Source organism: Tessaracoccus pujii, assembly GCF_054483895.1.
The window spans coordinates 788,398-808,100 of sequence record NZ_CM137012.1 but is presented as its reverse complement, the minus strand read 5'-3'; the positions used below and the strand labels follow the sequence as shown (position 1 = coordinate 808,100).

Here is a 19,703-nt window from a genome sequence, read left to right as displayed (position 1 = left end):
GGTGTACTTCACCGACCGTGGGCTCGAGGAGCTCGTCGACCGGCGCGGCCACGAGGAGATCACCTTCGAATGGCTCGCCGAACAGCTGCGCACATTTGTGGATCTGAACCCGGAGTTCGAGACTCCGGTGGAGCGGCTCGCCTCCTGGCTGGCCAGGCTCGACGACGAGGAGGACGACTGATGCTCGATCTTGACGCGCTCACCGGGCGCTACCGGCACCTGACCGGTGCCGAGCCGGAGGGCCTGTGGTTCGCGCCCGGGCGGGTGAACCTCATCGGGGAGCACACGGACTACAACGACGGCTTCGTACTGCCGTTCGCCTTGGAGCGCAAGGCCGTCATCGCCGCCGGCCGTCGCGACGACGAGCGTCTCGTCATGGTGTCGTTGGAACTCGACGACGAGGTGGACGTCGCGCTGGCGGACCTGAAACCCAGCACCGACGGGTGGGCGTCCTACCTGGCCGGCGTCGCGTGGGCGCTGCGCGAGGCAGGCCACCCCGTCGGCGGAGCCACGCTCGTGATGACCTCCGACGTGCCGCTGGGCGCGGGCCTGTCGAGCTCGGCAGCCATCGAATGCGCCACCGTCGCGGCGCTGGCGGACCTCTACGGCCTCGAGATCGCCAAGATCGACAGGGCCAAGCTGGCCCGCGTGGCCGAGAACAGCTACGTCGGCGCCCCCACCGGGCTGCTGGACCAGGCCGCCAGCACCCTGTGCGAAGAGGATTCGGGCCTGTTCCTGGACTGCCGCACCCTCGAGACGCAGCAGGTGCCGCTGCCGATGGCGGACCAGGGCTACGAGATCCTGGTGCTGGACACCAAGACCCCCCACAGCCACGTCGACGGCGAGTACGGAGCGCGCCGCGCCTCCTGCGAGGAGGCGTGCGCCATTCTCGGCGTCCCCGCCCTGCGGGACGTCACGGACCTCGACGACGCCCTGGCCCGCCTGGACGACGACACGCTGCGCCGTCGCGTCCGTCACGTGGTGACGGAGAACGAGCGGGTGCTGCACGCCTTCGAGCTGGCCAAGGCCGGCGACCTCGTCGGTCTGGCTCCCCTGCTCGACGCCTCCCACACCTCGATGCGCGACGACTACGAGATCACTGCCCCCACCGTCGACCTCGCCGTGGAGGCTGCCCGCCGCGCCGGGGCCCTGGGCGCCCGCATGACGGGTGGCGGGTTCGGCGGCTGCATCATCGCGCTCACCCGCGCCGGGGAGTCGGACGGCATCGGCCGGTCCATCGCGGCGGAGTTCGCCGAAGCCGGCTACGGGGCCCCGGAATGGTTCTCCGCCACCCCAGCCCCCGGCGCGGGTCGGTTGATCGAGGCCTGAGTTCGCTCAGCCCAGGCGTTCGAGCTCGCGTCGGCCCACGGCCAGGACGGCGGTGACCACCGTCGCGAGCACGAACGGCGCCACGATCAGGCTGCCGATGAACTGCGCCCTGTCCGTCGTGGTCAGGAAGCTGCCCACCACCATGAGGTGCAGCAGGGACGACGCCACCACGAGCCCCAGCGCCCAGGACACGCGCCGGACGACCAGCCAGGCGATCAGCACCAGACCGGCCCCGTAGGCGACCAGCACCGCCGCGACGCCGACGCCGAAGAGCCTCGAGTTGGCCACGAGTGTCGCGGCTCCGAGCCCGATGCCGGCCAGGCCTGTCAGGGCGGTCAGCACCACGCAGATGGCGAGAAGGGGACGACGCAGGACGGCTTGCACCCCCCGAGCCTGCCGCACGCGGAGTTCTCACGCAAAGTTGGGGTCAACCTTGGGCGTGGATCCCGCGCCACGCGCCCTGATTGCCTAAGGTGGAGCGCGGGAGTAGCCTTCTTGAGCTTGCTGGCTATTCTTGCCTCGACCTGTCCCCACACGAAGGAGCCCCCACTATGGATTGGCGCCATAAGGCCGCCTGCCTCACGGAGGATCCCGAGTTGTTCTTTCCAGTCGGAAACACGGGCCCCGCTCTGCAGCAGATCGAAGAAGCGAAGAAGATCTGCCTGCGGTGCGTCGTGCGTGAGCAGTGTCTGTCCTGGGCCCTCGAGGCGGGCCAGGACCATGGCGTGTGGGGCGGCCTGAGCGAGGACGAGCGGCGCGCCATCAAGCGCCGTGCGGCACGCTCGCGGTTGCGCAACTCCTGAGCGGGCGCGGCACACTGGACCCATGACCATCAGGGTTCAGGCTGCATTCGACGCCGTCCCGCGCGTCCAGTTCCTCCCCCCCGATCTGCGCTACGACGCGGCAGGCGACTACCCGCTGTCCATCGGTCACGGCGCCACGAACTCGCAGCCCTCCACGGTGGCCTACATGCTGGACCTGCTGGACGTCGCCCCCGGGCACCGCGTGCTGGACGTGGGCAGCGGCTCGGGCTGGACCACCGCGCTGCTGGGGGAACTCGTCGGGCCGGCGGGTGAGGTGATCGGTGTGGACATCGTGCCTGCCCTGGTGGCGATGGGCCGGGAGAACCTGGCGGGGCGCTGGCCGTGGGTACGCATCGAGCTGGGAGCCGACGGCGTTCTCGGGTGGCCGGAGGCGGCCCCCTTCGACCGCATCCTGGTGTCGGCCGACGGCGGCGCCGTCCCCGGTGGCCTCGAGGATCAGCTCGCCCCCGGTGGGCGTATGGTCATCCCCGCGGATCACGTCATGGTGGTCGTGGACCGCGCCGCTGACGGCGCCCTCTCCCGCAGGCAGGCGAAGGGCCGCTTCAGCTTCGTGCCGCTGCGTTGACTCAGGCGCGCACCGCGGCCGTCAGATCACCACAGGCGGCACGGGCAGCGCGATGGTGGCGACGGCGCCCTGGGCGTCGGCCCGGTTCTCGATGGTCAGCGTCCCGCGCAGGTCCTTGATGAGCGTGGAGATGATCGCCAGGCCCAGCGAGGTCTGGTTGCCCAACCGGAAGTCCTCCGGCAGGCCGTGCCCAGCGTCGACGATGCGGATGGTGAGCAGGTCCCCGTCGCGCTCGGGCAGCACCTCGACGTTGCCGGAGGAACTGTCCATGCCGTGCTCGACGGCGTTCTGGCACAGCTCGGTGATCACCATCGACAACGAGGTGGCCATGTCCGCCGGGATCACCCCGAAGGTCCCGCGGCGCCGCGCCTTCACCGTGCCGTGGGACGCGGCCAGATCCCCCACCATGTCCAGGATCTTGTCGCACACCTCGTCGAAGGCCACGGCCTCGCCGAGGCTGTAGCTCAGCGTCTCGTGCACCATCGCGATCGACGACACGCGCCGGGTGGCGTCACGAAGGGCCTCCTTGCCCTCCGGTGACGACAAGCGCCGCGACTGCATCCGTAGCAGCGCCGCGACCGTCTGCAGGTTGTTCTTCACCCGGTGGTGGATCTCCCTGATGGTGGCGTCCTTGGTGACCAGCATGCGGTCGCGGCGACGGAGGTCCGTGGTGTCGCGGCAGAGCACGAGCATGCCGGCCGACGAGTATTCCAGCCACAGCGGTAGCAGCACGAACCGCATGGACGCGTTGCGGGCCTCGACGTCGAACTCCAGGGTGAGCCGGCCGTTGAGGTCCGCGTCGACGGTCTGCCCCATGGACTCGACGCCGGTGCGCAGCTGCCTGGTGAGGTCGCGGAAGTGCTCTCCCTCGATGTCGCCGACGGCGCCGAGCCGCCGGAAGCCGGTGATGGCGTTGGGGCTGGCATACGAGATCACGCCGTCCGGCTGCACCCGCAGCACCCCGTCGGCGGCACGCGGGGCGAGCGCCTTGTCCGACGGCGTCACCAGCGGGAACTCGCCGCGCATCAGCATCTGCGTGAGGATCTCGGCGGCCTCGATGAAGTTCTCCTCCAGCGCGCCCGTGGCGCGCATCCCCATCTGGTTGGTGTGCCGCTCGATGACCGCGATCGGCCGCTCGTGGCGCAGGACGGGGATGGCCCAGACGTCCACCGGGATGCCCGCGCCGATCTCGTTGTCGCTGGTCTCGGCGATGGCGTGGGTCATGAACGCCACCGTCACCTGATGGTCCGGCTCGTACTCGATCAGCTCGCCGACGATGTCCTCCTCCAGCGCCGTCGGCCCCGTCACCGGGCGCACCTGGGCGGTGCAGGCGAACACGTCGCCCTCCTCCGTGAGCGGCTTCCACAGCACAAGGTCGGAAAAGCTGAGGTCAGCCAGGAGGTGCCACTGGGTGACGAACGCGTCCAACCACTCGTCGTCGGTCAGCTTTCCGAGGTCTCGCATCACGGGCCCAGCTTGCCATGGATGGGCTTTAGCATGCGCGGGGGTCGATCTGGCACAATGTGGTGTCCTGCAGCTACTGAACTACAAGGAGATCCTCATGGGCAAGACCGGACGCAAGCGTCGCGCTCGCCGCAAGAACAAGGCCAACCACGGCAAGCGTCCCAACACCTGACCGAGGCCCACGCCAAATCAGCCCCCGCGGTTCTCTGCGGGGGCTGTTGCATGCGGGGGGGCTTTCAGAGACGGTGCATCACGCGCAGCGTCTGGATCCGCGCGGTGAGGGTGGACGGCGCCGGTGCCGTCGGCTGGCTGCGCTGGATCATCTCCGTGATGGTGGATTCGATCTCGAAGTTCTCCATACATCGCTCACAGGCGTGCAGGTGGAGCCGGATGAGATCGGCGTCGCGCTCCAGGAGTTCGTTGTGCAGGAACGAGTGCACCTGGGACAGGGCCTGTACACACTCGTCCATCTCGTCGTGCTCGTGGGAGTACATGTCGGGATCTGCCATCACCGTCCCCCGCTCCGTCGTCCGATGCCGTTGTCCCGCGCGTACTCGGCCAGAAGATCACGCAGCTGCGCGCGGCCGCGGTTGAGCCGGCTCATCACCGTGCCGATCGGGGTGCCCATGATCTCGGCGATCTCCTTGTAGGAGAATCCCTCCACGTCGCTGAGGAGCACCGCCATCCGGAAGTTCTCCGGGAGCTGGGCCACGGCCTGGGCGACGATGCCGTCCGGCGTCTGGTCCAGTGCCTCCATCTCAGCGCTGCGCAGGCCCGCCGAGTCGTGTGAGGCGGCCCGGGCGAGCTGCCAGTCCGAGACCTCCTCGTCGCCGCTGGACTTCGGGGACCGCTGCGCCTTGCGGTAGGCGTTGATGTAGGTGTTGGTGAGAATCCGGTACAGCCAGGCCTTGAGGTTGGTGCCGGGGGTGAACGTGTGCCGCGACGCGAACGCCTTGGCGTAGGTCTCCTGCACCACGTCCTCCGCGTCGGCGGGGTTGCGGGTCATCCGCAGGGCGGCGGCGAAGAGACGGTCCAGATGGCTCAGCGCTTCCTCCTCGAACGCCTCCGCATCGGCGTCGAGGATCTCGGCGGCCCCCTCGGCCGCGGCAAGCTCGCTGTCCATCAGGACAGAGAATAGCGCCTGGTCCACGATCGCCTCTGCGCAGGCCAGCGCAGCGGACGAATCGCTGTGCAGGAGGCGGGCTGGCGCGGCGGGCTTCATGCCCGTGACAACACACACCCCCGGGGGTCTATTCCCGTTCGATCAGTTGCGGTCCGTCGTTGCGCACCGAGTTCACGGCGCGCGAAACCCGCCGATGCCCCAGGGAGATGGGTGTCCGCAGCAGCGCCACAGCCACCGTCGCGTTCGTCAGGCCCGGGTCCAGCCACTCGTCCCAGGCGTCGCGCGGCACGGTCATCGGCATCCGGTCGTGCACCCAGCCGAGTTCGTCGGTGGCCTCCGTGGTGATGATGGTCGTGGACGACAGCCAGCCTTCGGGACCCTTCCAGAACTCGTAGAGTCCGGCCATCACGAACAGCCCCGTCTGCGGGTACAGGAAGTAGGGCTGCTTGACGGGCCTGGGGGCGCCCTCCGGCGTCTCGGCGCGCCACTCGTAGTAGCCGACGGCGGGCAGCAGGCAGCGGCGGGCCGCGGCGGCCTTGCGGTAGGCGGGCTTCTCGGTGAGGGTCTCGACGCGGGCGTTGATCATGGTCGAACCGGGGACCTTCGCCCAGCTGGGGACCAGGCCCCACCGCAGCGGCACCAGCTTCCGCGTGACACCGTCGTCGCCCGATGCGCGCTCGAGGACGCCTGGAACGAGGTCCGTGGGGGCGATGTTGAAACGGGGGCGCGCCACCTCGGCCATCTCGTCGGCCACGAAGGAGATCTCGAACTCCTCCACCAGTTCGTCAGGGTTCGCGGTGGCTGCGTATCGTCCGCACATGCACAAAGCCTAGTAGTGTAACGACATGAGTCTGTTGCGGTTCGTTGCCCGGAGTCTGTTCGCCAGCTACTTCATCGCGGAGGGCGTCAAGGCTGTCACCAAGCCCGCCGAGAGCGCGCCCGACGCGGAGCGCTTCACCTCAGCGGTGTCCCCGCTCCTGCAGCGCGTCGTCCCCGCGGATATCGCCTCGTATGTCCCCGAGAACGCCGAGACGTGGGTGCGCATCTCGGGTGTCGCGCAGATCGTCGGCGGCGCCATGTACGCCACCGGCATCGGCAGGCGCCTCGGCGCGCTGCTGCTCGCCAAGGCCTCGGTACTCAATCTCGCCATCGCCCTGCCGGACAAGGGAGCCTCCTCCGTGGCCAAGGACGCCTCGCGCCCCGAGGTGCTGCGCAATGCGGCCCTGCTGGGCGCCGCTGTGCTCGCGGCCCAGGACACCGAGGGCCGGCCCAGCCTGTCGTGGCGCGCGGATCACGCCGCCAAGGTGACGGAGAAGAAGGCCGCGGCCATCGGTGACGACGTGAGCCGGTCCGCCCACCGGGCCGCCGCCCGTGCCGAGAAGCAGGCCCGGCAGCTGTCGAAGAAGGCGCGCAGGTCGGCCAAGGCGTTCACCAGGAAGATCGAGGCAACCGTCAGCTGATGACGAGTCCGCTCCCGTTCACACAGGCGCCCGTCAGGGGCGAGGTGGTCGTGCCCGGCTCGAAGTCGGAGACCAACCGGGCGCTCGTCATCGCCGCGCTCGCCGACGCTCCCAGCACCCTCACCGGCGCCCTGGAATCGCGCGACTCGGCGCTGATGATCGGCGCGTTGAGAGCGCTCGGGGTGCAGGTGGTCGAGCGCGGGGACAGCGTCGTGGTGACGCCGCCCGAGCGCTTCAGCGGAGCGCCCTCCATCGACTGCGGTCTGGCGGGCACGGTCATGCGCTTTGTTCCTCCCCTGGCGATGCTGGCAGACGGCCCGTCGTCCTTCACGGGGGATCCCCACGCGAGCGAGCGGCCGATGGCGCCGCTGATCGACGGCATGCGCCAACTCGGCGCACAGGTCTCCGGCGAGGCGCTTCCCTTCACGGTCACCCCGCCCCGTGAGGCACACGGCACCGCCAACATCGATGCGTCAGGCTCCAGCCAGTTCATCTCGGGTCTCCTGCTCGTCGGCGCCAGGCTCCCTCGTGGCCTGACCCTTCGGCACACCGGGCAACGGCTCCCCTCGCGTCCCCACATCGCCATGACCGCCGCCATGCTGCGCGACGTCGGGGTCCAGGTGGCGGAGCTCGACGACCGCACGTGGCAGGTGTCGCCCGGGCGCATCGCGGCCCGCAGCCACACCATCGAGCCGGACCTCACCAACGCGGCCGTCTTCCTCGCCGCGGCTGCCGTCACGGGCGGCCGGGTGACGGTTCCCGGCTGGCCGGCCCGCAGCCTCCAACCTGGGGCGCTGTTCCTCGACGTGATCCAGGCCATGGGCGCCACCGTCGAGCACTCCCCGGACCGCGTCTCGGTCTCCGGCCCGGGCTCGCTGGCGGGGATCGACGTGGACCTGACGACGGCCTCCGAGCTGACGCCGGTGGTGGCCGCCCTGGGGGCGCTGGCCGAGGGGGTGACCACCGTCCGGGGGGTGGCCCACATCCGCGGGCACGAGACGGATCGTCTGGCGGCGCTCGTGACCGAGCTGCGCCGCCTCGGTGCCGAGGCCGAGGAGACCGAGGACGGGCTGCGCATCGTCGGGGGCGGGGATCTCAGGCCCGCGGTCCTGCACACCTACGCCGATCACCGCATGGTGCATTTCGCGGCGCTGCTGGCGTTGCGGGTACGCGGGATCGCGGTGACGGATCTGGAGTGCGTGTCCAAGACCATGCCGCACTTCGCCCGGGACTGGCGCGGGCTCGTCGGCCCATGAGGCGCCCGTGAAGTCCCTGCGCGAGGATGACCACAGCGGATTCGACCGCCCACGGCGTCGGACCCGGCCCCGCACGAAGGAGCGCCCGGACTACTCGGCTCTGCCTGTGGCGCGCGTCATCTCCGTGGATCGCGGCCGCTACCGGTGCACGCTGGACGGCCAGGACGTGACGGCGGTGCGGGGGCGGCTGATCGACCGCAAGGGTGGGGTGCTCGTCGGAGATCGCGTGCGCCTGGATGGCGACAGCACCGGCCAGGAGGGCACGCTGTCGCGCATCGTCGAGGTGCTGGAGCGCTCGACGGTGCTGCGCCGGTCCGCCGACGACGCGGACACATTCGAGCGTCCGATCGTGGCCAACGCGAACCAGCTCTTCATCGTCACGGCCCTGGCCGACCCGCCCCCCAGGGTGGGAATGATCGACCGCATCCTGGTGGCGGCGTTCGACGCGCGGATCGACCCGGTGCTGTGCCTCACCAAGGCTGATCTGGCCAGCCCGGAGGAGCTCCGCATCGCCTACGAGCCGCTCGGTGTGCCCATCCTGGTCACGGACCCGGAGGCGGACCTCACCCACATCCGGGAGGCGCTGAAGGACAGGGTGACGGTGTTCGTCGGTCACTCGGGCGTGGGCAAGTCCACGCTGGTCAACCGGCTCATCCCGGGCGCTGGCCGCGCCGTCGCGGAGGTGAGCGAGCTCACCGGCAAGGGTCGGCACACCTCCACCTCGGCGATCGCGATGGAACTGCCGGGCGGCGGCTGGATCGTCGACACTCCGGGCGTGCGCTCCTTCGGGATCAGCCACGTGCAGACCACCTCCATCCTGGGGGCGTTCCCGGACCTGCTGGAGCTGGCGGAAGGGTGTCCGCGCGGTTGCCGGCACGACACCGGCGTCATCGAATGCGCGCTGGACGACGCCGTCGCCGAGGGGAAGCTCGCGCCCGAGAGGCTGGCGTCGTTCCGCCGCATGGGCCGGGCCTTCGCCGGAACCGCGGCGCCGACCCGGTAGGTTGGTGACCATGGCTGTCTCGAAGGACCTCACCGACGATCTGCGCCTGGCGCACCTCATGGCAGACGACGCGGACTCGTTGTCGATGAACAGGTTCAAGGCGCAGGACCTGCGCTTCAGCAGCAAGCCGGACAACACCCCTGTCACCGAGGCGGACACCGCGGTCGAGGAAGCGATCAGGCGCACGTTGGCGCGAACCCGCCCGCGGGACGCCGTGCACGGCGAGGAGTTCAGCGACACCGGGGAGTCGTCACGGCGGTGGATCATCGACCCGATCGACGGCACCAAGAACTACCTTCGGGGCGTGCCGGTGTGGGCCACGCTGATCGCCCTCGAGGTGGACGGGCGGATCGCGGCGTCGGTGGTCTCGGCGCCCGCCCTCAGCCGCCGCTGGTGGGCCAGCACGGGTGGCGGCGCCTACACGGGCCGCTCGATCCTCAGCGCCACTGAGCTGCGGGTCAGCCGCGTGGCGGACCTGGCGGATTCGTCGCTGTCCTACTCGGACATCGCGGAATGGGTCGAGACGGACCGGGGGCAGGGGTTCATCAACCTGATGCGCGACTCGTGGCGCACCCGAGCCTACGGCGACTTCTGGAGCTACATGCTGGTGGCGGAGGGCAGCGTGGACGTGGCGTGCGAACCGGACCTCGCCCTCTACGACATGGCCGCCCTGGACGTGATCGTCCGCGAGGCGGGCGGCAGGTTCACCAACCTCGACGGTGCCGACGGCGTCAACGGCCCCGGGGCGGTGGCCACCAACGGCCTCCTCCACGAGGCCGTCCTGGACTACCTCCGCTCCCCCACCGCCTAGAGAACGCGGACGCGGACCGTCTCGTCGAGGGACTCGAGCTCGGCGAGTAGACCGTCGTACTTCTCGCCCTGCACGTCGGTGACCACATAGCCGAGCGGGCCGCGCGTGGCCAGCGTCTGGGAGCCGATGTTCATCGAATGCGAGGCGAACAACTGGTTGAGCCTCGCCAGCACACCGGGCACGTTGTGGTGCAGGTGCACGATCCGGGCGGTGGTGGTGGGGCCCGCGGGCACCTCGGGCAGGTTCACGCTCATCGACGTCGAGCCGAGGGTCTCGTAGTCGTGCAGCTTGCCGGCGACGAAGCGGCCGATGTCCACCTGCGCCTCCTGCGTCGAGCCGCCGACGTGGGGGGTGAGGATCACGTTGCTGAGACCCTGCAGCCTCGACACGAACGGCTCGTCCTTGGCCTTGGGCTCCGACGGGAAAACGTCGATGGCGGCGCCTGCGATGTGGCCGGAGACGAGGTTGTCGTAGAGGGCGTCGAGATCCACGACGCCGCCGCGGCACAGATTGAGGAACAGGGACCTCGGGCGCATCATCGCGAACTGCTCGGCGCCGAACAGGCCCTTGTTCTCGGCCCGGCCGTCGACGTGCAGCGACACGGTCTCGGACTGCGCCAGCAACTCCTCGAGCGAGTCCACGCGGCGGGCGTTGCCGAGCGCCAGGCGGTCCACCAGATCGTAGTAGAGCACACGCATGCCGAGCGCCTCCGCGACGATGGACAGCTGCGAGCCGATGTTGCCGTAGCCGATGATGCCCAGCGTGCGGCCGCGCACCTCGTGCGAGCCGATGGCGGACTTGTCCCAGATGCCGGCGTGCATGTCGCGGTTACGGTCCGTCAGGCGGCGGGCCATGGAGATGATCTCGGCGATGGCCAGCTCCACCACGGAGCGGGTGTTGGAGTAGGGGGCGTTGAACACCGCGACGCCGTGGTCCGTGGCCGCATCGAGATCGATCTGGTTGGTGCCGATGCAGAAGGCGCCGATGGCGCTGAGCTGCGGCGCCGAATCGAGAACGCGGCGCGTCACGTGGGTGCGCGAGCGGATGCCGAGATAGTCGACACCCTCCAACGCGGCCATGAGGTCCCGTTCTGCCAGCGCACCCGCCCGGGTGTCGACCTCGTAGCCCTTGGCCTCGAGGGCCTTCACGGCATCGGCGTGGATGTTCTCAAGTAGCAGTGCCTTCACGAGGCGACATTCTACGGCTGCGCGACGGCGGCGCCCGCACGCGTCCGCTAGCGGCGTACGGTGCCCGGGTCAGAGGCTGAGGGTGGCCTCGACGAGGGCGTTGGTGTACGGGTGCTGCGGTGAGCCGAGTACAGCGGCCACGTCGCCCTCCTCGACGATGCGGCCGGCGTTGACCACCACCACCCGCTCGCACATGTGACGCACGATGGCCAGATCGTGCGACACCAGCACCAGAGCCAGCGACCGCTCCTGCACCTCGCCGCTCAACAGGTTGAGCACCTGCGCGCGCACCGAGACGTCCAGCGCGGAGACCGGTTCGTCGGCCACGAGGAGCGACGGGTCGCTGATGAGCGCGCGGGCGATCGCCACGCGCTGCCTTTGCCCGCCCGAGAGTTGGTGCGGGAACCGGTCCAGCATCTCCTCCGCCAGGCCCACGCCGTGCAGCGCTCCCGCGATGACCTCGCGGGTGGGTTCGGGGATGTCGCCGCGACCCCGCAGCACCGGTGAGCGCAGCGGCTCCGCGACGATGTCCTGCAGCCGCATCCGCGGGTTGAGGGAGGAGTTGGGGTCCTGGAACACCATGGACGCCGAAGCCCGGAGGAAGCCGCGACGCTTCTCGGGCAGCCCGACGATGGAGCGGCCGTCGAACAGGACGTCCCCCCGCGACGGGGGTTGCAGCCCCAGCATCAGCCGCGCCATGGTCGTCTTGCCGGAGCCGGATCCGCCGACGATGCCGAGTCGCTCGCCATGCTCCACCACCAGGTCCACGCCGTGCAGGGCGACGAACGGCCTGCCTGCCCGGCGGAAGGTGACCTCGGCGTCGCGCAGTTCGACGAGGCTCATGCGGAGACCCCCGGGTAGTAGTCCGCGACACTGGGCAGCAGCTGCCCGACCGGCACCCGGTCGATCCGGGCGGACGCGATGAGCCCTTGCGTGTAGGGATGCCGGGGGTGTGCGATGACCTCGTCGATGGCGCCCTGCTCGACGATCTCGCCTTCGAGCATCACCGCGACCCTCTGGCACACCTGCCGCACCACCGCGAGGTCGTGCGAGACGAACACCGCCGCCCTGTCCGCCAGCTGCACGGCCAGGAGTTCCAGGATCTGACGCTGGACGAGCACGTCGAGGGCGGTGGTGGGCTCGTCGCACAGCACCAGGCCTGGCCGGTTGGCCAGGGCCATCGCGATGAGCGCGCGCTGCCGCTGACCGCCGGAGAGTTCGTGCGGGTAGGAGTCGGCGATCCGCTCGGGCTCCGAGATACCGACGCGCCCGAGCCAGGTGAGGACCTCGTCGCGGATGGTGCCGCGCCGCTCGATGTGGTGCAGCGCCACCACCTCGCCCACCTGCCTCCCCACCTTCATCGTGGGGTCCAGCGCGGTCATGGGCTCCTGGAAGATCATGGACACCTCGTCGCCGCGCAGCTTCTGCAGGTCCCGCTCGGGGAGGCCGACGAGTTCGCGGCCGCCGAGCCGGATGCTGCCCGTCACCTGGGCGTGCGCGGGCAGCAGGCCCATGATGGCGAGGGCGGTGACCGACTTGCCGGAGCCGGACTGGCCGATGATGCCCAGGCGCTCGCGCTCGTCGACGGTGAAGCTGATCCCGCGCAGGGCCGGCTTCTGGCGCCGGCCGAAGGAGACGTGCAGGTCCGTGACCTTGAGGTAGCTCATCGGATCTCCCTCAGCCGCGGGTCGAGGAGGTCGCGGAGACCGTCGCCGAGCAGGTTGAACCCCATGGTGGCCACGGCGATGGCCAGCCCCGGCCACAGCGCCAGCTGCGGGTCGCTGAAGATGTGGCCCTGCGCCTCGCGCAGCATCCGGCCCCAGGTGGGCGAGTCCGGGCCGGAGCCGAGCCCGAGGTAGGACAGCCCCGCTTCGGCGAGGATGGCGATGCCGATGCTGACGGACACCTGGACGCCGACGACAGGCGCGATGTTGGGCAGGACGTGGCGCCATGCGACGGCCAGGTACGGGATGCCACTGAGGCGGGCCGCCTCCACGTAGCCCTGGCTCATCACCTGCAGCGTGGCGGCGCGCGAGATCCGCACGAACGCGGGGATGGAGGCCAGCGAGATGGCCATCATGGCCGTCCACGTGGAGCCGCCGAGGGCGGCGGCGAACAGGATGGCCAGCAGAAGGGCGGGGAAGCCGTAGAGGATGTCTGCGAGGCGCGCGGGGATCTCCCCGGCCCAGCCGCGCACCATGCCGGCGAGGATGCCGAGCGGCACCCCTATGCCGGCGGCCACGGCCACGGAGGCGATACCCACCAGCAGGATGATCCGGGCTCCGCTGAGCACCCGCGACGCGATGTCGCCGCCGAGCCCGTCTGTCCCGAGCAGGTAGGGCCAGCCGGGCGGCTGGAGCCCGCTGGAGACGACGGCGTCCGGCGGGAACGGGGTCCAGAAGGCCCCGACGAGCGCCATGAGTACCACCAGCCCGATGAGGGTCGCGCCCACGTAGAGGGTGCCGCGCTTCATCGCGCCTCCCCGCTGCGGCGCAGGCGCGGGTCGATCACCTGGTAGGCGATGTCCACGATGAAGTTGATGGCCAGCACCGCCCACACCAGCAGCAGCACGATGGCCTGGACCACGCCGAGGTCGCGCTGGGACACCGCCAGCAGCAGCGACGAGCCCAGTCCGGGGAGCGCGAACACCTGCTCGATGATGATGGCACCGACGAGGAGGGTGGCGAGCTGCAGCCCGATGACGGTGAGCAGGGAGATGGCGGTGTTACGCAGCCCATGGCGCCACAGTGCCCCGGTGCGGGACCATCCCACGGCGCGGGCGGTGCGGAAGTAGTCCTCATGGAGCACCTCGAGCACCGAGCTGCGCACGTAGCGCGATATGACGCTGGCCTGCACGATGGCCAGCGACGTCACGGGCAGGATGAGGTGCCGGATCCACTCGCCCACGGACTCCCAGTAGGACACGTATCCGCCGGCGGGCAGCCAGCGCAGCTGGACGGCGAAGAGGACCACCAGCCAGATGCCGGCCCAGAACGCGGGCACCGCAAGGCCCACTTGCGAGAGGGCGGACACGGCCACGCCGTCGAGGTGGCGGCGCCGCACGGCCGCGTAGGCCCCCACCGGGAGCGCGATGACGATGGCGGCGATCATCCCGAACAGGATCAGCCAGACCGAGACCTCCAGCCGCGACGCGATCAGGGGCGCGATGGGCCGGCGGCTGAGGTAGGACTCGCCGAAGTCGAACCGGACCGCGTCCCACAGCCACTCGAGGTAGCGCGTGAGGAACGGCCGGTCCAGCCCGAGTTCCGCGCGCAGCCGCGCCGCCTCGCCAGGCGAGGCGTTCGTGCCGAGGATCACCTGGGCGATGTCGCCAGGGAGTGCGTTGGTGGCCGCGAAGATCAGCAGGGATGCCAGCAGGAGGCTGGCGAGCAGCCAACCCACCCGCGCGCCCACCCGGCGCAGGGCCACGGGGGTCAGCCCCTGGCGGCGATCGTGGTGAGATCGAAGGCGAGGCTGATCTGGTTGGCCTGGATGCCGGAGATCTCGGGGGTGGTGATGACGATGTTGGGCAGCAGGAACAGCCAGTCCGCGGCCGCGTCGTCGGCCAGGATCCGGGCCGCTTCCTGCAGCTTCTCTACCTGCTCGGCAGGGGTGCCCGCGTCTGCCTCCGTGACGAGACGCTGGAACCGCGGGTTGTCGTAGCCCCAGTAGTACTCGGGGTTGGCGAAGGCCCCGAGGTCGCGCGGCTCCACGTGGGCCACGATGGTCATGTCGTAGTCGTACTGGGTGTAGACCAGATCGAGCCAGCGGGCCGGGAACTCGAGCTCGTCGAGCTGGACGTCGATGCCCACCTCCTTGAGCTGGGCCGCGATGAACCGGCCGGCGGGCGGGCCGTAGGGCAGGTTGGGCACGCGCAGCCTCAGGGTGAGCCCGGCGGCCAGGCCGGCCTCCGTGAGCAGCTCCCGAGCCTTGTCCGGGTCATAGGGGTAGGTGTCGGCAAGGTCCTCGTACCAGGGATCCGTGGGCGGCACCATGGAGCCGATCAGGGTGCCCTTGCCGCCCCACGCGGCGTCGATGAGGGCCTCGCGGTCGATGGCGTGGTTGATCGCCTGGCGCACCCTGAGGTCCTGCAGGGCGGCAGTGCGATGGTTGAAGCCGAGCACCACCTCCCCGTCCGTGGTGCCCTCGTGGACGGTGAAGCGCTCCTCGTCGGCGAACTGCTCGATGGCCTGCGGGACAGTCAGGTTGGACACGATGTCCAGCTGGCCGGCCAGCATGGCGGTGTTCATCGCGTTGGGGTCCGCGTAGTAGCGGAAGAAGACCGATTCGAACCGGCTGGGGGTGGCCCAGTAGCCGGTGTCCGCCCGCAGCTCGACGAAGGAGCCCTCTTCCCACTGCACGAACTGGAAAGGTCCGGAGCCGGCGGGCTGGGTGTCGAGATTGGCGGCGCCGGTGGGGTCCGTGACGATGCCGGCGGGACCGGTCATCTCGTAGAGCCACTGGTTCGACGGCTGGGTGAGGGTGACCTCGACGGTGTTCTCGTTCACAGCCTCGATGGTGTCCACGACCGCCCACTTGCCCGAGATCTGGTCCGTGGCTTCCGCGCCGCGGTTGCGTTCGAAGCTCTCGACGACGGCCTCCGCGGTGACGTCCGTGCCGGACGAGAAGCGGGCGCCCGAATCGATGGTGAAGGTGTAGACCGTGTTGTCCGCAGAGGCGACCCACTCGGAGGCCAGCAGCGGGCGGATGGTGCCCTCGCCGTCGAGCTTCACGAGCGTCTCGTACACGTTGTACAGCAGCACGAAGGGGGTGCCGGCGCCGGAGACGGTGATCATGTCCAGGCCGGCGGGCTCCCCCGTGGCACCGATGTTGAGCGTTCGCGTTTCCTCGCCCTCAGCCGGGGGGCGCGTGCACGCACCCAACGCCACCGACAGAAGGAGGACCATCACGATCCCCAGGGTGCGGGCTCGGCGCATGTTCTTCGGTTCCCTTCCGGCAACGGTCAACGGCCCGCTCAGTGTACCCGTCGGCACCCTCCGCCTTTCCCTTCACTTCACGAGGGGCGTAATCGGCCGTGATTGGGCAGGATGGGCGCCATGACAGAGGATCACCGGCACGGCTTCTCGTGGCACGGCACTGGCAGGGCGTTGCAGCGGGCGTCGATCCGGGCGTTCGACCTCTCGGAGCGCACCGCGCGGCGCGGCTGGCGCTCCCAGCAGCGGCGCGTCGGGAGGTGGCGCTCGCGGCTGTTCATGATCCTGCAGATTTCGCTGGCGGCCGGAGCGTCGTGGTGGATCGCGCGGTATGTGCTGGGGCATGAGGCGCCGTTCCTGGCCACGGTCGCGGCGATCATCTGCCTGGGGTTCTCGTTCGGCCAGCGGCTGGGGCGCGTGGCGGAGGTGGCCGTCGGGGTCACCGTCGGGGTGTTCCTGGGTGACGTGTTCGTGCACTTCTTCGGCACGGGGGCGTGGCAGATCGTGCTCGTGGTGGCCATCGCCATGTCCATCACCACGTGGATGGGTGCCCGCACCTTGATGGTGACGCAGGCGGCGGTGCAGGCGGCCGCGGTCCTGACGGTGCTGCCCGGCGCGGACACGGGGGTCGCGCGGTGGCAGGACGCTTTGGTGGGGTGCGCGGTGGCGCTGCTCTTCGCGACGGTGGCGCCCACCACCCCCATCGACCGGCCCCGGATGATCGCCGCGAAGGTCCTGCACGAGGCGGCGCTGACGGTTCGCGCCATGGTGGGCGCGCTGCGTACGTGTGACGTCGACGCGGCCGAGCAGATCCTGGAGCGCGCGCGATCCACGGAGGACGAGCTGTCCTCGCTGCTGACGGCGGCGTCGGAGGGCATCGCCGTCGTGCGGTCCTCGCCGTTCCTGCGCCGCCACCGCGACGAGGCGTTGCAGATCTCCGATCTCGTGGTCCCACTGGACCGGCTGATCCGGAATCTGCGCGTCCTGGCGCGGCGGGGTGCGGTCGCGACCTACCGGAACGAGAAGGTTCCCGAGGAGTACCTGACGCTGCTGACAGAGTTCGCGCAGGTGACCGACGAGTGTGCGGCAGAGCTGTTCGCCCGGCGCAGGCCGACGGCGAAGCTGGCGGACCTGCGTGCCCTCGCGGAGCGCTCGGCGCACATGCCGATCCTGCCGAGACTGTCGTCGACGGTGGTGCTGGCGCAGGTCAGGTCCATGCTGGTGGACCTGATGGAGCTCTGCGGCGAGGACTACACCGACGCGCGCGACGCGGTGCCCGACATGGACTGAGCGGCCCGTCGACCTGTCAGGCCTCCCGCGTCTCGACGATCGGGTGCACGAGCACTCCGCCACCTGCGTGGGGCGCGGCCTTGGTGAGCTGCGCCAACACCATCTCGAGCGCGATCCTGGCCACCTCGTCGACCGGCTGCCGGACGCTCGGCAGACGGATGGCCCTGGCCACGGGGGTATCGTCGAAGCCCACCACGTCGCCTCGCGCCACCGACTTGTCCGCGGTGAAGGCGCCGAGCGCCAGGCTGTCCGACGCACACACCGCCCCCGTTGCTCCGCGGGCAAGCAGCTCCGCCATGCCAAGTTCCCCAGCCGCGACCGTGTCCTCCCCATCGACGGTGAGCCTCGCCGCCTCGTCATCGGTGAGGCCCAGCGCCTGCTGCCAGCCCGCGCGCCGATCCGCGCCCACGGGCGACCCGTCCGACCAGCCGAGGAAACCGATGTGCTCGTGGCCGGTGCGGCGGAGGAAGCGTGCGGCGGCAGCGGCCCCGACCCTGCCGTCGACGTCGACCCACAGGCCGTGGTCCGGCCCGGTCCAGGGCCGTCCGAATGCCGAGAACGGCACCCCGGCCTCGGCCAGGCGGGCGGGGCGGTCGTCGTCGGGCCATGTGTCGGTGATGACGCACCCGTCGATGGCGAGAGTACGGCGCAGCTCGACGAGCGTGTCGATCTCCTCCTCGTTCGACGTGGCCGGGAACACCACGACGCGGTAGCCGCGCCGGTCAGCGGCGGTGATCAGCTCGCGGGCGAAGTCCCCCATGAACGAGCCGGAGATGCCGTTGCGGGGGTTGCTGAGCCTGAGCCCGAGCGTCATGGCGCGCTGGTTGCGCAGGGCGCGCGCGGCCGCCGAGGGGCGGTACCCGGAGGCTTCGATGGCGTCCTGGACGCGGGCTCTGGTCTCGGCGCGGACGCGCTCCGGGAAGTTGAGGACGTTCGAGATCGTCTGGCGCGAAACTTTGAGCTCCGCCGCCAGGCTGGCGAGCGTCGGCTTCTTCATCGGGCCTCCGTTGATCGTTCAAGGTAGCCGCCATGGTCCAACCCTGCGGAAAGGGGTGTCAACGAATCCGGAGGAATCGTTACCGATCTGACACCCGCCGGAGGCCTGGCCGACCCTCCCGCATGCCGCGGCGGATGAGCTCGCCGTCCACATTCACACCGACGCCGTCGGAGATCTGAGCGGGGTGGCGCGGGTCGAGAAGGCCGGCCACATCACCACCGCCCTGCTCGCCGAGCTGTTGACCGGCCTGGACGTGACGGTGCAGCCGGTGATCGACCTGCCCGACATGCCGCCCGAGGACCAGTACGTGCCGTCGGTGCGGTTGAAGAAGGCCATCCTGCTCGGCCTGGATCGCGAGTTCCATCGGGCTACCGACACGAGGTCACGCCCAGCGGCAGCCGCATGCTCGCGTAGCGTCTGGTGTATTCGCAGGTTCACCGGTCGATCTGGCGCTGCTGGGCCTCCGAGTAGCGGTCCCCCACGGCGCTGAGCTGGGCGCCGGCGATCTCACTGAAGTCGTCGTCGCTCAACGCCAGCTCGGTGGCGGCGATGTTCTCCTCCAGCCGGTGCAGCTTCGTGGTGCCTGGGATGGGCACGATGAAGTCGCCCTGTGCGAGGATCCACGCCAACGCCACCTGCGCGGGGGTGGCCCCGTGCCGTTCCGCGATCCTGCCGAGCAGCTCGACGAAGGCGCGGTTGGCGTGTCGGGCCTCCGGGTCCGTGAAGCGCGGGATGGAGTTGCGGAAGTCACCCGCCTCGAACTCCTTGTCGTCGCTGATCGCGCCGGTGAGGAACCCCTTACCCAGCGGGCTGAACGGGACGAAGCCGATGCCGAGCTCCCGCAGCGTCGGCAGCACCGAGTCCTCCGGCTCCCTCCACCACAGCGAGTACTCGCTCTGCAGCGCCGTCACGGGCTGGACGGCGTGCGCGCGACGTATGTTGGCGGCGCCGGCCTCGGACAGCCCGAAGTGGAGCACCTTTCCCGCCTCGATGAGCTCCTTCACCGCCCCGGCCACGTCCTCCATGGGAACATCAGGATCCACGCGGTGCTGGTACAGCAGGTCGATGTGATCCGTGCGGAGCCGGGCGAGCGAGTCGTCGACCGAGCGACGAATCGTGTCCGGCCGGCTGTCGAGGCCGGTCACCTGCCCCGTGGACAGCTCGAAGCCGAACTTCGTGGCGATCGACACCTGGTCCCTCACAGGCTCCAGGGCCTCGCCGACGAGCTCCTCGTTGGTGAACGGCCCGTACACCTGGGCGGTGTCGAAGAACGTCACTCCGCGGTCCACGGCGGTGCGCAGCATCGTGACCATGTCGTCGTGCGGCGGGAACGGCGGGAAGCTCTGGCTCATGCCCATGCAGCCGAGACCGAGGGCGGACACCGTCAGGCCGGTGCCCAGAGTGCGTGTCAACATGCGTTTCTCCTAGATGAGGTCAGGGGTGTTCCTCAGGCTACGGGC

General features: G+C 70.1%; 23 protein-coding genes and 1 pseudogene. 10 read left to right on the top strand and 14 right to left on the bottom strand.

Annotation, left to right across the window (positions count from 1 at the left end):
- Nucleotide 1: 1 nt before the first annotated feature.
- Both ACX1D0_RS03950 and galK read left to right on the top strand, forming a co-directional pair.
- Nucleotides 2-181 (top strand): DUF6104 family protein, encoded by a 180-nt coding sequence (locus tag ACX1D0_RS03950; protein ID WP_459019596.1) that lies wholly within the window; start codon nucleotides 2-4, stop codon nucleotides 179-181.
- Nucleotides 181-1,329, top strand: a complete 1,149-nt coding sequence (gene galK / locus ACX1D0_RS03945; RefSeq protein ID WP_459019595.1) for a galactokinase — start codon at nucleotides 181-183, stop codon at nucleotides 1,327-1,329. Before ACX1D0_RS03950 ends, galK begins: the two co-directional genes overlap by 1 nt.
- A gap of 6 nt (nucleotides 1,330-1,335) precedes the next feature.
- On the opposite strand, the gene ACX1D0_RS03940 is transcribed toward galK, so the two are convergent.
- Nucleotides 1,336-1,713, bottom strand: coding sequence for a hypothetical protein (locus ACX1D0_RS03940; protein ID WP_459019594.1), 378 nt, complete (start codon nucleotides 1,711-1,713; stop codon nucleotides 1,336-1,338).
- Nucleotides 1,714-1,880: 167 nt separating this feature from the next.
- On the opposite strand from ACX1D0_RS03940, the gene ACX1D0_RS03935 reads away from it, so the two are divergent.
- Together ACX1D0_RS03935 and ACX1D0_RS03930 are read left to right on the top strand one after the other, a co-directional pair.
- A complete protein-coding gene (locus ACX1D0_RS03935; protein ID WP_459019593.1) occupies nucleotides 1,881-2,132 on the top strand; it encodes a WhiB family transcriptional regulator in 252 nt (83 codons plus the stop codon).
- Between the two features lie 22 nt (nucleotides 2,133-2,154).
- Nucleotides 2,155-2,718: a protein-L-isoaspartate O-methyltransferase family protein gene (locus ACX1D0_RS03930; protein ID WP_459019592.1), complete on the top strand. Its 564-nt coding sequence runs from the start codon at nucleotides 2,155-2,157 to the stop codon at nucleotides 2,716-2,718.
- A gap of 21 nt (nucleotides 2,719-2,739) precedes the next feature.
- Here the strand turns inward: ACX1D0_RS03930 and ACX1D0_RS03925 are convergent, their stop codons facing one another.
- Nucleotides 2,740-4,182 (bottom strand): sensor histidine kinase, encoded by a 1,443-nt coding sequence (locus ACX1D0_RS03925; protein ID WP_459020379.1) that lies wholly within the window; start codon nucleotides 4,180-4,182, stop codon nucleotides 2,740-2,742.
- 97 nt (nucleotides 4,183-4,279) lie between these two features.
- Between ACX1D0_RS03925 and ACX1D0_RS03920 the strand changes: the two genes are divergently transcribed.
- The gene (locus ACX1D0_RS03920) at nucleotides 4,280-4,354 is read left to right on the top strand and encodes a 50S ribosomal protein bL37 (RefSeq protein WP_370585812.1); all 75 of its coding nucleotides are present in this window, start codon (nucleotides 4,280-4,282) and stop codon (nucleotides 4,352-4,354) included.
- A 64-nt stretch (nucleotides 4,355-4,418) separates the two neighbouring features.
- Here ACX1D0_RS03920 and ACX1D0_RS03915 read toward each other — a convergent pair whose 3' ends face one another.
- The 3 genes from ACX1D0_RS03915 to ACX1D0_RS03905 form a co-directional block, all read right to left on the bottom strand.
- Nucleotides 4,419-4,691 carry an anti-sigma factor gene (locus ACX1D0_RS03915; RefSeq protein WP_459019591.1) on the bottom strand — a complete coding sequence of 91 codons (273 nt, stop codon included), beginning with the start codon at nucleotides 4,689-4,691 and terminating at the stop codon, nucleotides 4,419-4,421.
- Entirely contained in the window at nucleotides 4,691-5,305 is a 615-nt protein-coding gene (locus tag ACX1D0_RS03910) for a sigma-70 family RNA polymerase sigma factor (protein WP_459020378.1), read from the bottom strand. Before ACX1D0_RS03910 ends, ACX1D0_RS03915 begins: the two co-directional genes overlap by 1 nt.
- 127 nt (nucleotides 5,306-5,432) lie before the next feature.
- Nucleotides 5,433-6,125 (bottom strand): SOS response-associated peptidase, encoded by a 693-nt coding sequence (locus tag ACX1D0_RS03905; protein ID WP_459019590.1) that lies wholly within the window; start codon nucleotides 6,123-6,125, stop codon nucleotides 5,433-5,435.
- 25 nt (nucleotides 6,126-6,150) lie between these two features.
- Here ACX1D0_RS03905 and ACX1D0_RS03900 point away from each other — a divergent pair, with 25 nt between their 5' ends.
- From ACX1D0_RS03900 to ACX1D0_RS03885, 4 genes are read left to right on the top strand one after another with little or no spacing between them, the layout of a single operon-like run.
- Complete coding sequence (locus ACX1D0_RS03900) at nucleotides 6,151-6,765, top strand: DoxX family membrane protein (protein WP_459019589.1); 615 nt, start codon at nucleotides 6,151-6,153, stop codon at nucleotides 6,763-6,765.
- Nucleotides 6,765-8,021 carry a 3-phosphoshikimate 1-carboxyvinyltransferase gene (aroA, locus tag ACX1D0_RS03895; RefSeq protein ID WP_459019588.1) on the top strand — a complete coding sequence of 419 codons (1,257 nt, stop codon included), beginning with the start codon at nucleotides 6,765-6,767 and terminating at the stop codon, nucleotides 8,019-8,021. The genes ACX1D0_RS03900 and aroA overlap by 1 nt, the downstream gene beginning before the upstream one ends.
- Before the next feature lie 7 nt (nucleotides 8,022-8,028).
- On the top strand, nucleotides 8,029-9,024 hold the full coding sequence (gene rsgA, locus ACX1D0_RS03890; RefSeq protein ID WP_459019587.1) for a ribosome small subunit-dependent GTPase A: 996 nt from the start codon (nucleotides 8,029-8,031) through the stop codon (nucleotides 9,022-9,024).
- Nucleotides 9,025-9,034: 10 nt separating this feature from the next.
- Nucleotides 9,035-9,835: an inositol monophosphatase family protein gene (locus ACX1D0_RS03885; protein ID WP_459019586.1), complete on the top strand. Its 801-nt coding sequence runs from the start codon at nucleotides 9,035-9,037 to the stop codon at nucleotides 9,833-9,835.
- Here ACX1D0_RS03885 and serA read toward each other — a convergent pair.
- The 6 genes and pseudogenes from serA to ACX1D0_RS03855 all read right to left on the bottom strand — a co-directional run.
- Nucleotides 9,832-11,025 (bottom strand): annotated as a pseudogene (gene serA, locus ACX1D0_RS03880) (phosphoglycerate dehydrogenase); the annotation flags it as partial. The gene ACX1D0_RS03885 and the pseudogene serA sit on opposite strands and share 4 nt — an antisense overlap.
- 66 nt (nucleotides 11,026-11,091) lie before the next feature.
- The gene (locus ACX1D0_RS03875) at nucleotides 11,092-11,865 is read right to left on the bottom strand and encodes an ABC transporter ATP-binding protein (RefSeq protein ID WP_459019585.1); all 774 of its coding nucleotides are present in this window, start codon (nucleotides 11,863-11,865) and stop codon (nucleotides 11,092-11,094) included.
- Nucleotides 11,862-12,689, bottom strand: coding sequence for an ABC transporter ATP-binding protein (locus tag ACX1D0_RS03870; protein WP_459019584.1), 828 nt, complete (start codon nucleotides 12,687-12,689; stop codon nucleotides 11,862-11,864). Before ACX1D0_RS03870 ends, ACX1D0_RS03875 begins: the two co-directional genes overlap by 4 nt.
- Nucleotides 12,686-13,495: an ABC transporter permease gene (locus ACX1D0_RS03865; RefSeq protein WP_459019583.1), complete on the bottom strand. Its 810-nt coding sequence runs from the start codon at nucleotides 13,493-13,495 to the stop codon at nucleotides 12,686-12,688. The genes ACX1D0_RS03870 and ACX1D0_RS03865 overlap by 4 nt, the downstream gene beginning before the upstream one ends.
- A complete protein-coding gene (locus tag ACX1D0_RS03860) occupies nucleotides 13,492-14,451 on the bottom strand; it encodes an ABC transporter permease (protein ID WP_459019582.1) in 960 nt (319 codons plus the stop codon). The genes ACX1D0_RS03865 and ACX1D0_RS03860 overlap by 4 nt, the downstream gene beginning before the upstream one ends.
- A 5-nt stretch (nucleotides 14,452-14,456) precedes the next feature.
- The gene (locus ACX1D0_RS03855; RefSeq protein ID WP_459019581.1) at nucleotides 14,457-15,959 is read right to left on the bottom strand and encodes an ABC transporter substrate-binding protein; all 1,503 of its coding nucleotides are present in this window, start codon (nucleotides 15,957-15,959) and stop codon (nucleotides 14,457-14,459) included.
- Nucleotides 15,960-16,079: 120 nt separating this feature from the next.
- Here ACX1D0_RS03855 and ACX1D0_RS03850 point away from each other — a divergent pair, with 120 nt between their 5' ends.
- Complete coding sequence (locus ACX1D0_RS03850) at nucleotides 16,080-17,246, top strand: FUSC family protein (protein WP_459019580.1); 1,167 nt, start codon at nucleotides 16,080-16,082, stop codon at nucleotides 17,244-17,246.
- Between the two features lie 16 nt (nucleotides 17,247-17,262).
- Here the strand turns inward: ACX1D0_RS03850 and ACX1D0_RS03845 are convergent, their stop codons facing one another.
- From ACX1D0_RS03845 to ACX1D0_RS03835, 3 genes are all read right to left on the bottom strand, one after another.
- Nucleotides 17,263-18,243: a LacI family DNA-binding transcriptional regulator gene (locus tag ACX1D0_RS03845; protein WP_459019579.1), complete on the bottom strand. Its 981-nt coding sequence runs from the start codon at nucleotides 18,241-18,243 to the stop codon at nucleotides 17,263-17,265.
- Nucleotides 18,244-18,396: 153 nt separating this feature from the next.
- Nucleotides 18,397-18,579, bottom strand: a complete 183-nt coding sequence (locus ACX1D0_RS03840) for a hypothetical protein (protein WP_459019578.1) — start codon at nucleotides 18,577-18,579, stop codon at nucleotides 18,397-18,399.
- Between the two features lie 98 nt (nucleotides 18,580-18,677).
- Nucleotides 18,678-19,658 carry an aldo/keto reductase gene (locus ACX1D0_RS03835; RefSeq protein ID WP_459019577.1) on the bottom strand — a complete coding sequence of 327 codons (981 nt, stop codon included), beginning with the start codon at nucleotides 19,656-19,658 and terminating at the stop codon, nucleotides 18,678-18,680.
- Nucleotides 19,659-19,703: the final 45 nt, after the last annotated feature.

Excerpts from the sequence above, each read along its gene's own strand:
- galK (WP_459019595.1), top strand. The coding sequence starts at position 181 with ATGCTCGATCTTGACGCGCTCACCGGGCGCTACCGGCACCTGACCGGT.
- ACX1D0_RS03935 (WP_459019593.1), top strand. The coding sequence starts at position 1,881 with ATGGATTGGCGCCATAAGGCCGCCTGCCTCACGGAGGATCCCGAGTTG.
- ACX1D0_RS03930 (WP_459019592.1), top strand. The coding sequence starts at position 2,155 with ATGACCATCAGGGTTCAGGCTGCATTCGACGCCGTCCCGCGCGTCCAG.
- ACX1D0_RS03925 (WP_459020379.1), bottom strand. The coding sequence starts at position 4,182 with ATGCGAGACCTCGGAAAGCTGACCGACGACGAGTGGTTGGACGCGTTC.
- ACX1D0_RS03915 (WP_459019591.1), bottom strand. The coding sequence starts at position 4,691 with ATGGCAGATCCCGACATGTACTCCCACGAGCACGACGAGATGGACGAG.
- ACX1D0_RS03910 (WP_459020378.1), bottom strand. The coding sequence starts at position 5,305 with ATGGACAGCGAGCTTGCCGCGGCCGAGGGGGCCGCCGAGATCCTCGAC.
- ACX1D0_RS03905 (WP_459019590.1), bottom strand. The coding sequence starts at position 6,125 with ATGTGCGGACGATACGCAGCCACCGCGAACCCTGACGAACTGGTGGAG.
- ACX1D0_RS03900 (WP_459019589.1), top strand. The coding sequence starts at position 6,151 with ATGAGTCTGTTGCGGTTCGTTGCCCGGAGTCTGTTCGCCAGCTACTTC.
- aroA (WP_459019588.1), top strand. The coding sequence starts at position 6,765 with ATGACGAGTCCGCTCCCGTTCACACAGGCGCCCGTCAGGGGCGAGGTG.
- ACX1D0_RS03885 (WP_459019586.1), top strand. The coding sequence starts at position 9,035 with ATGGCTGTCTCGAAGGACCTCACCGACGATCTGCGCCTGGCGCACCTC.
- ACX1D0_RS03875 (WP_459019585.1), bottom strand. The coding sequence starts at position 11,865 with ATGAGCCTCGTCGAACTGCGCGACGCCGAGGTCACCTTCCGCCGGGCA.
- ACX1D0_RS03870 (WP_459019584.1), bottom strand. The coding sequence starts at position 12,689 with ATGAGCTACCTCAAGGTCACGGACCTGCACGTCTCCTTCGGCCGGCGC.
- ACX1D0_RS03865 (WP_459019583.1), bottom strand. The coding sequence starts at position 13,495 with ATGAAGCGCGGCACCCTCTACGTGGGCGCGACCCTCATCGGGCTGGTG.
- ACX1D0_RS03855 (WP_459019581.1), bottom strand. The coding sequence starts at position 15,959 with ATGCGCCGAGCCCGCACCCTGGGGATCGTGATGGTCCTCCTTCTGTCG.
- ACX1D0_RS03850 (WP_459019580.1), top strand. The coding sequence starts at position 16,080 with ATGACAGAGGATCACCGGCACGGCTTCTCGTGGCACGGCACTGGCAGG.
- ACX1D0_RS03845 (WP_459019579.1), bottom strand. The coding sequence starts at position 18,243 with ATGAAGAAGCCGACGCTCGCCAGCCTGGCGGCGGAGCTCAAAGTTTCG.
- ACX1D0_RS03840 (WP_459019578.1), bottom strand. The coding sequence starts at position 18,579 with ATGGCCTTCTTCAACCGCACCGACGGCACGTACTGGTCCTCGGGCGGC.
- ACX1D0_RS03835 (WP_459019577.1), bottom strand. The coding sequence starts at position 19,658 with ATGTTGACACGCACTCTGGGCACCGGCCTGACGGTGTCCGCCCTCGGT.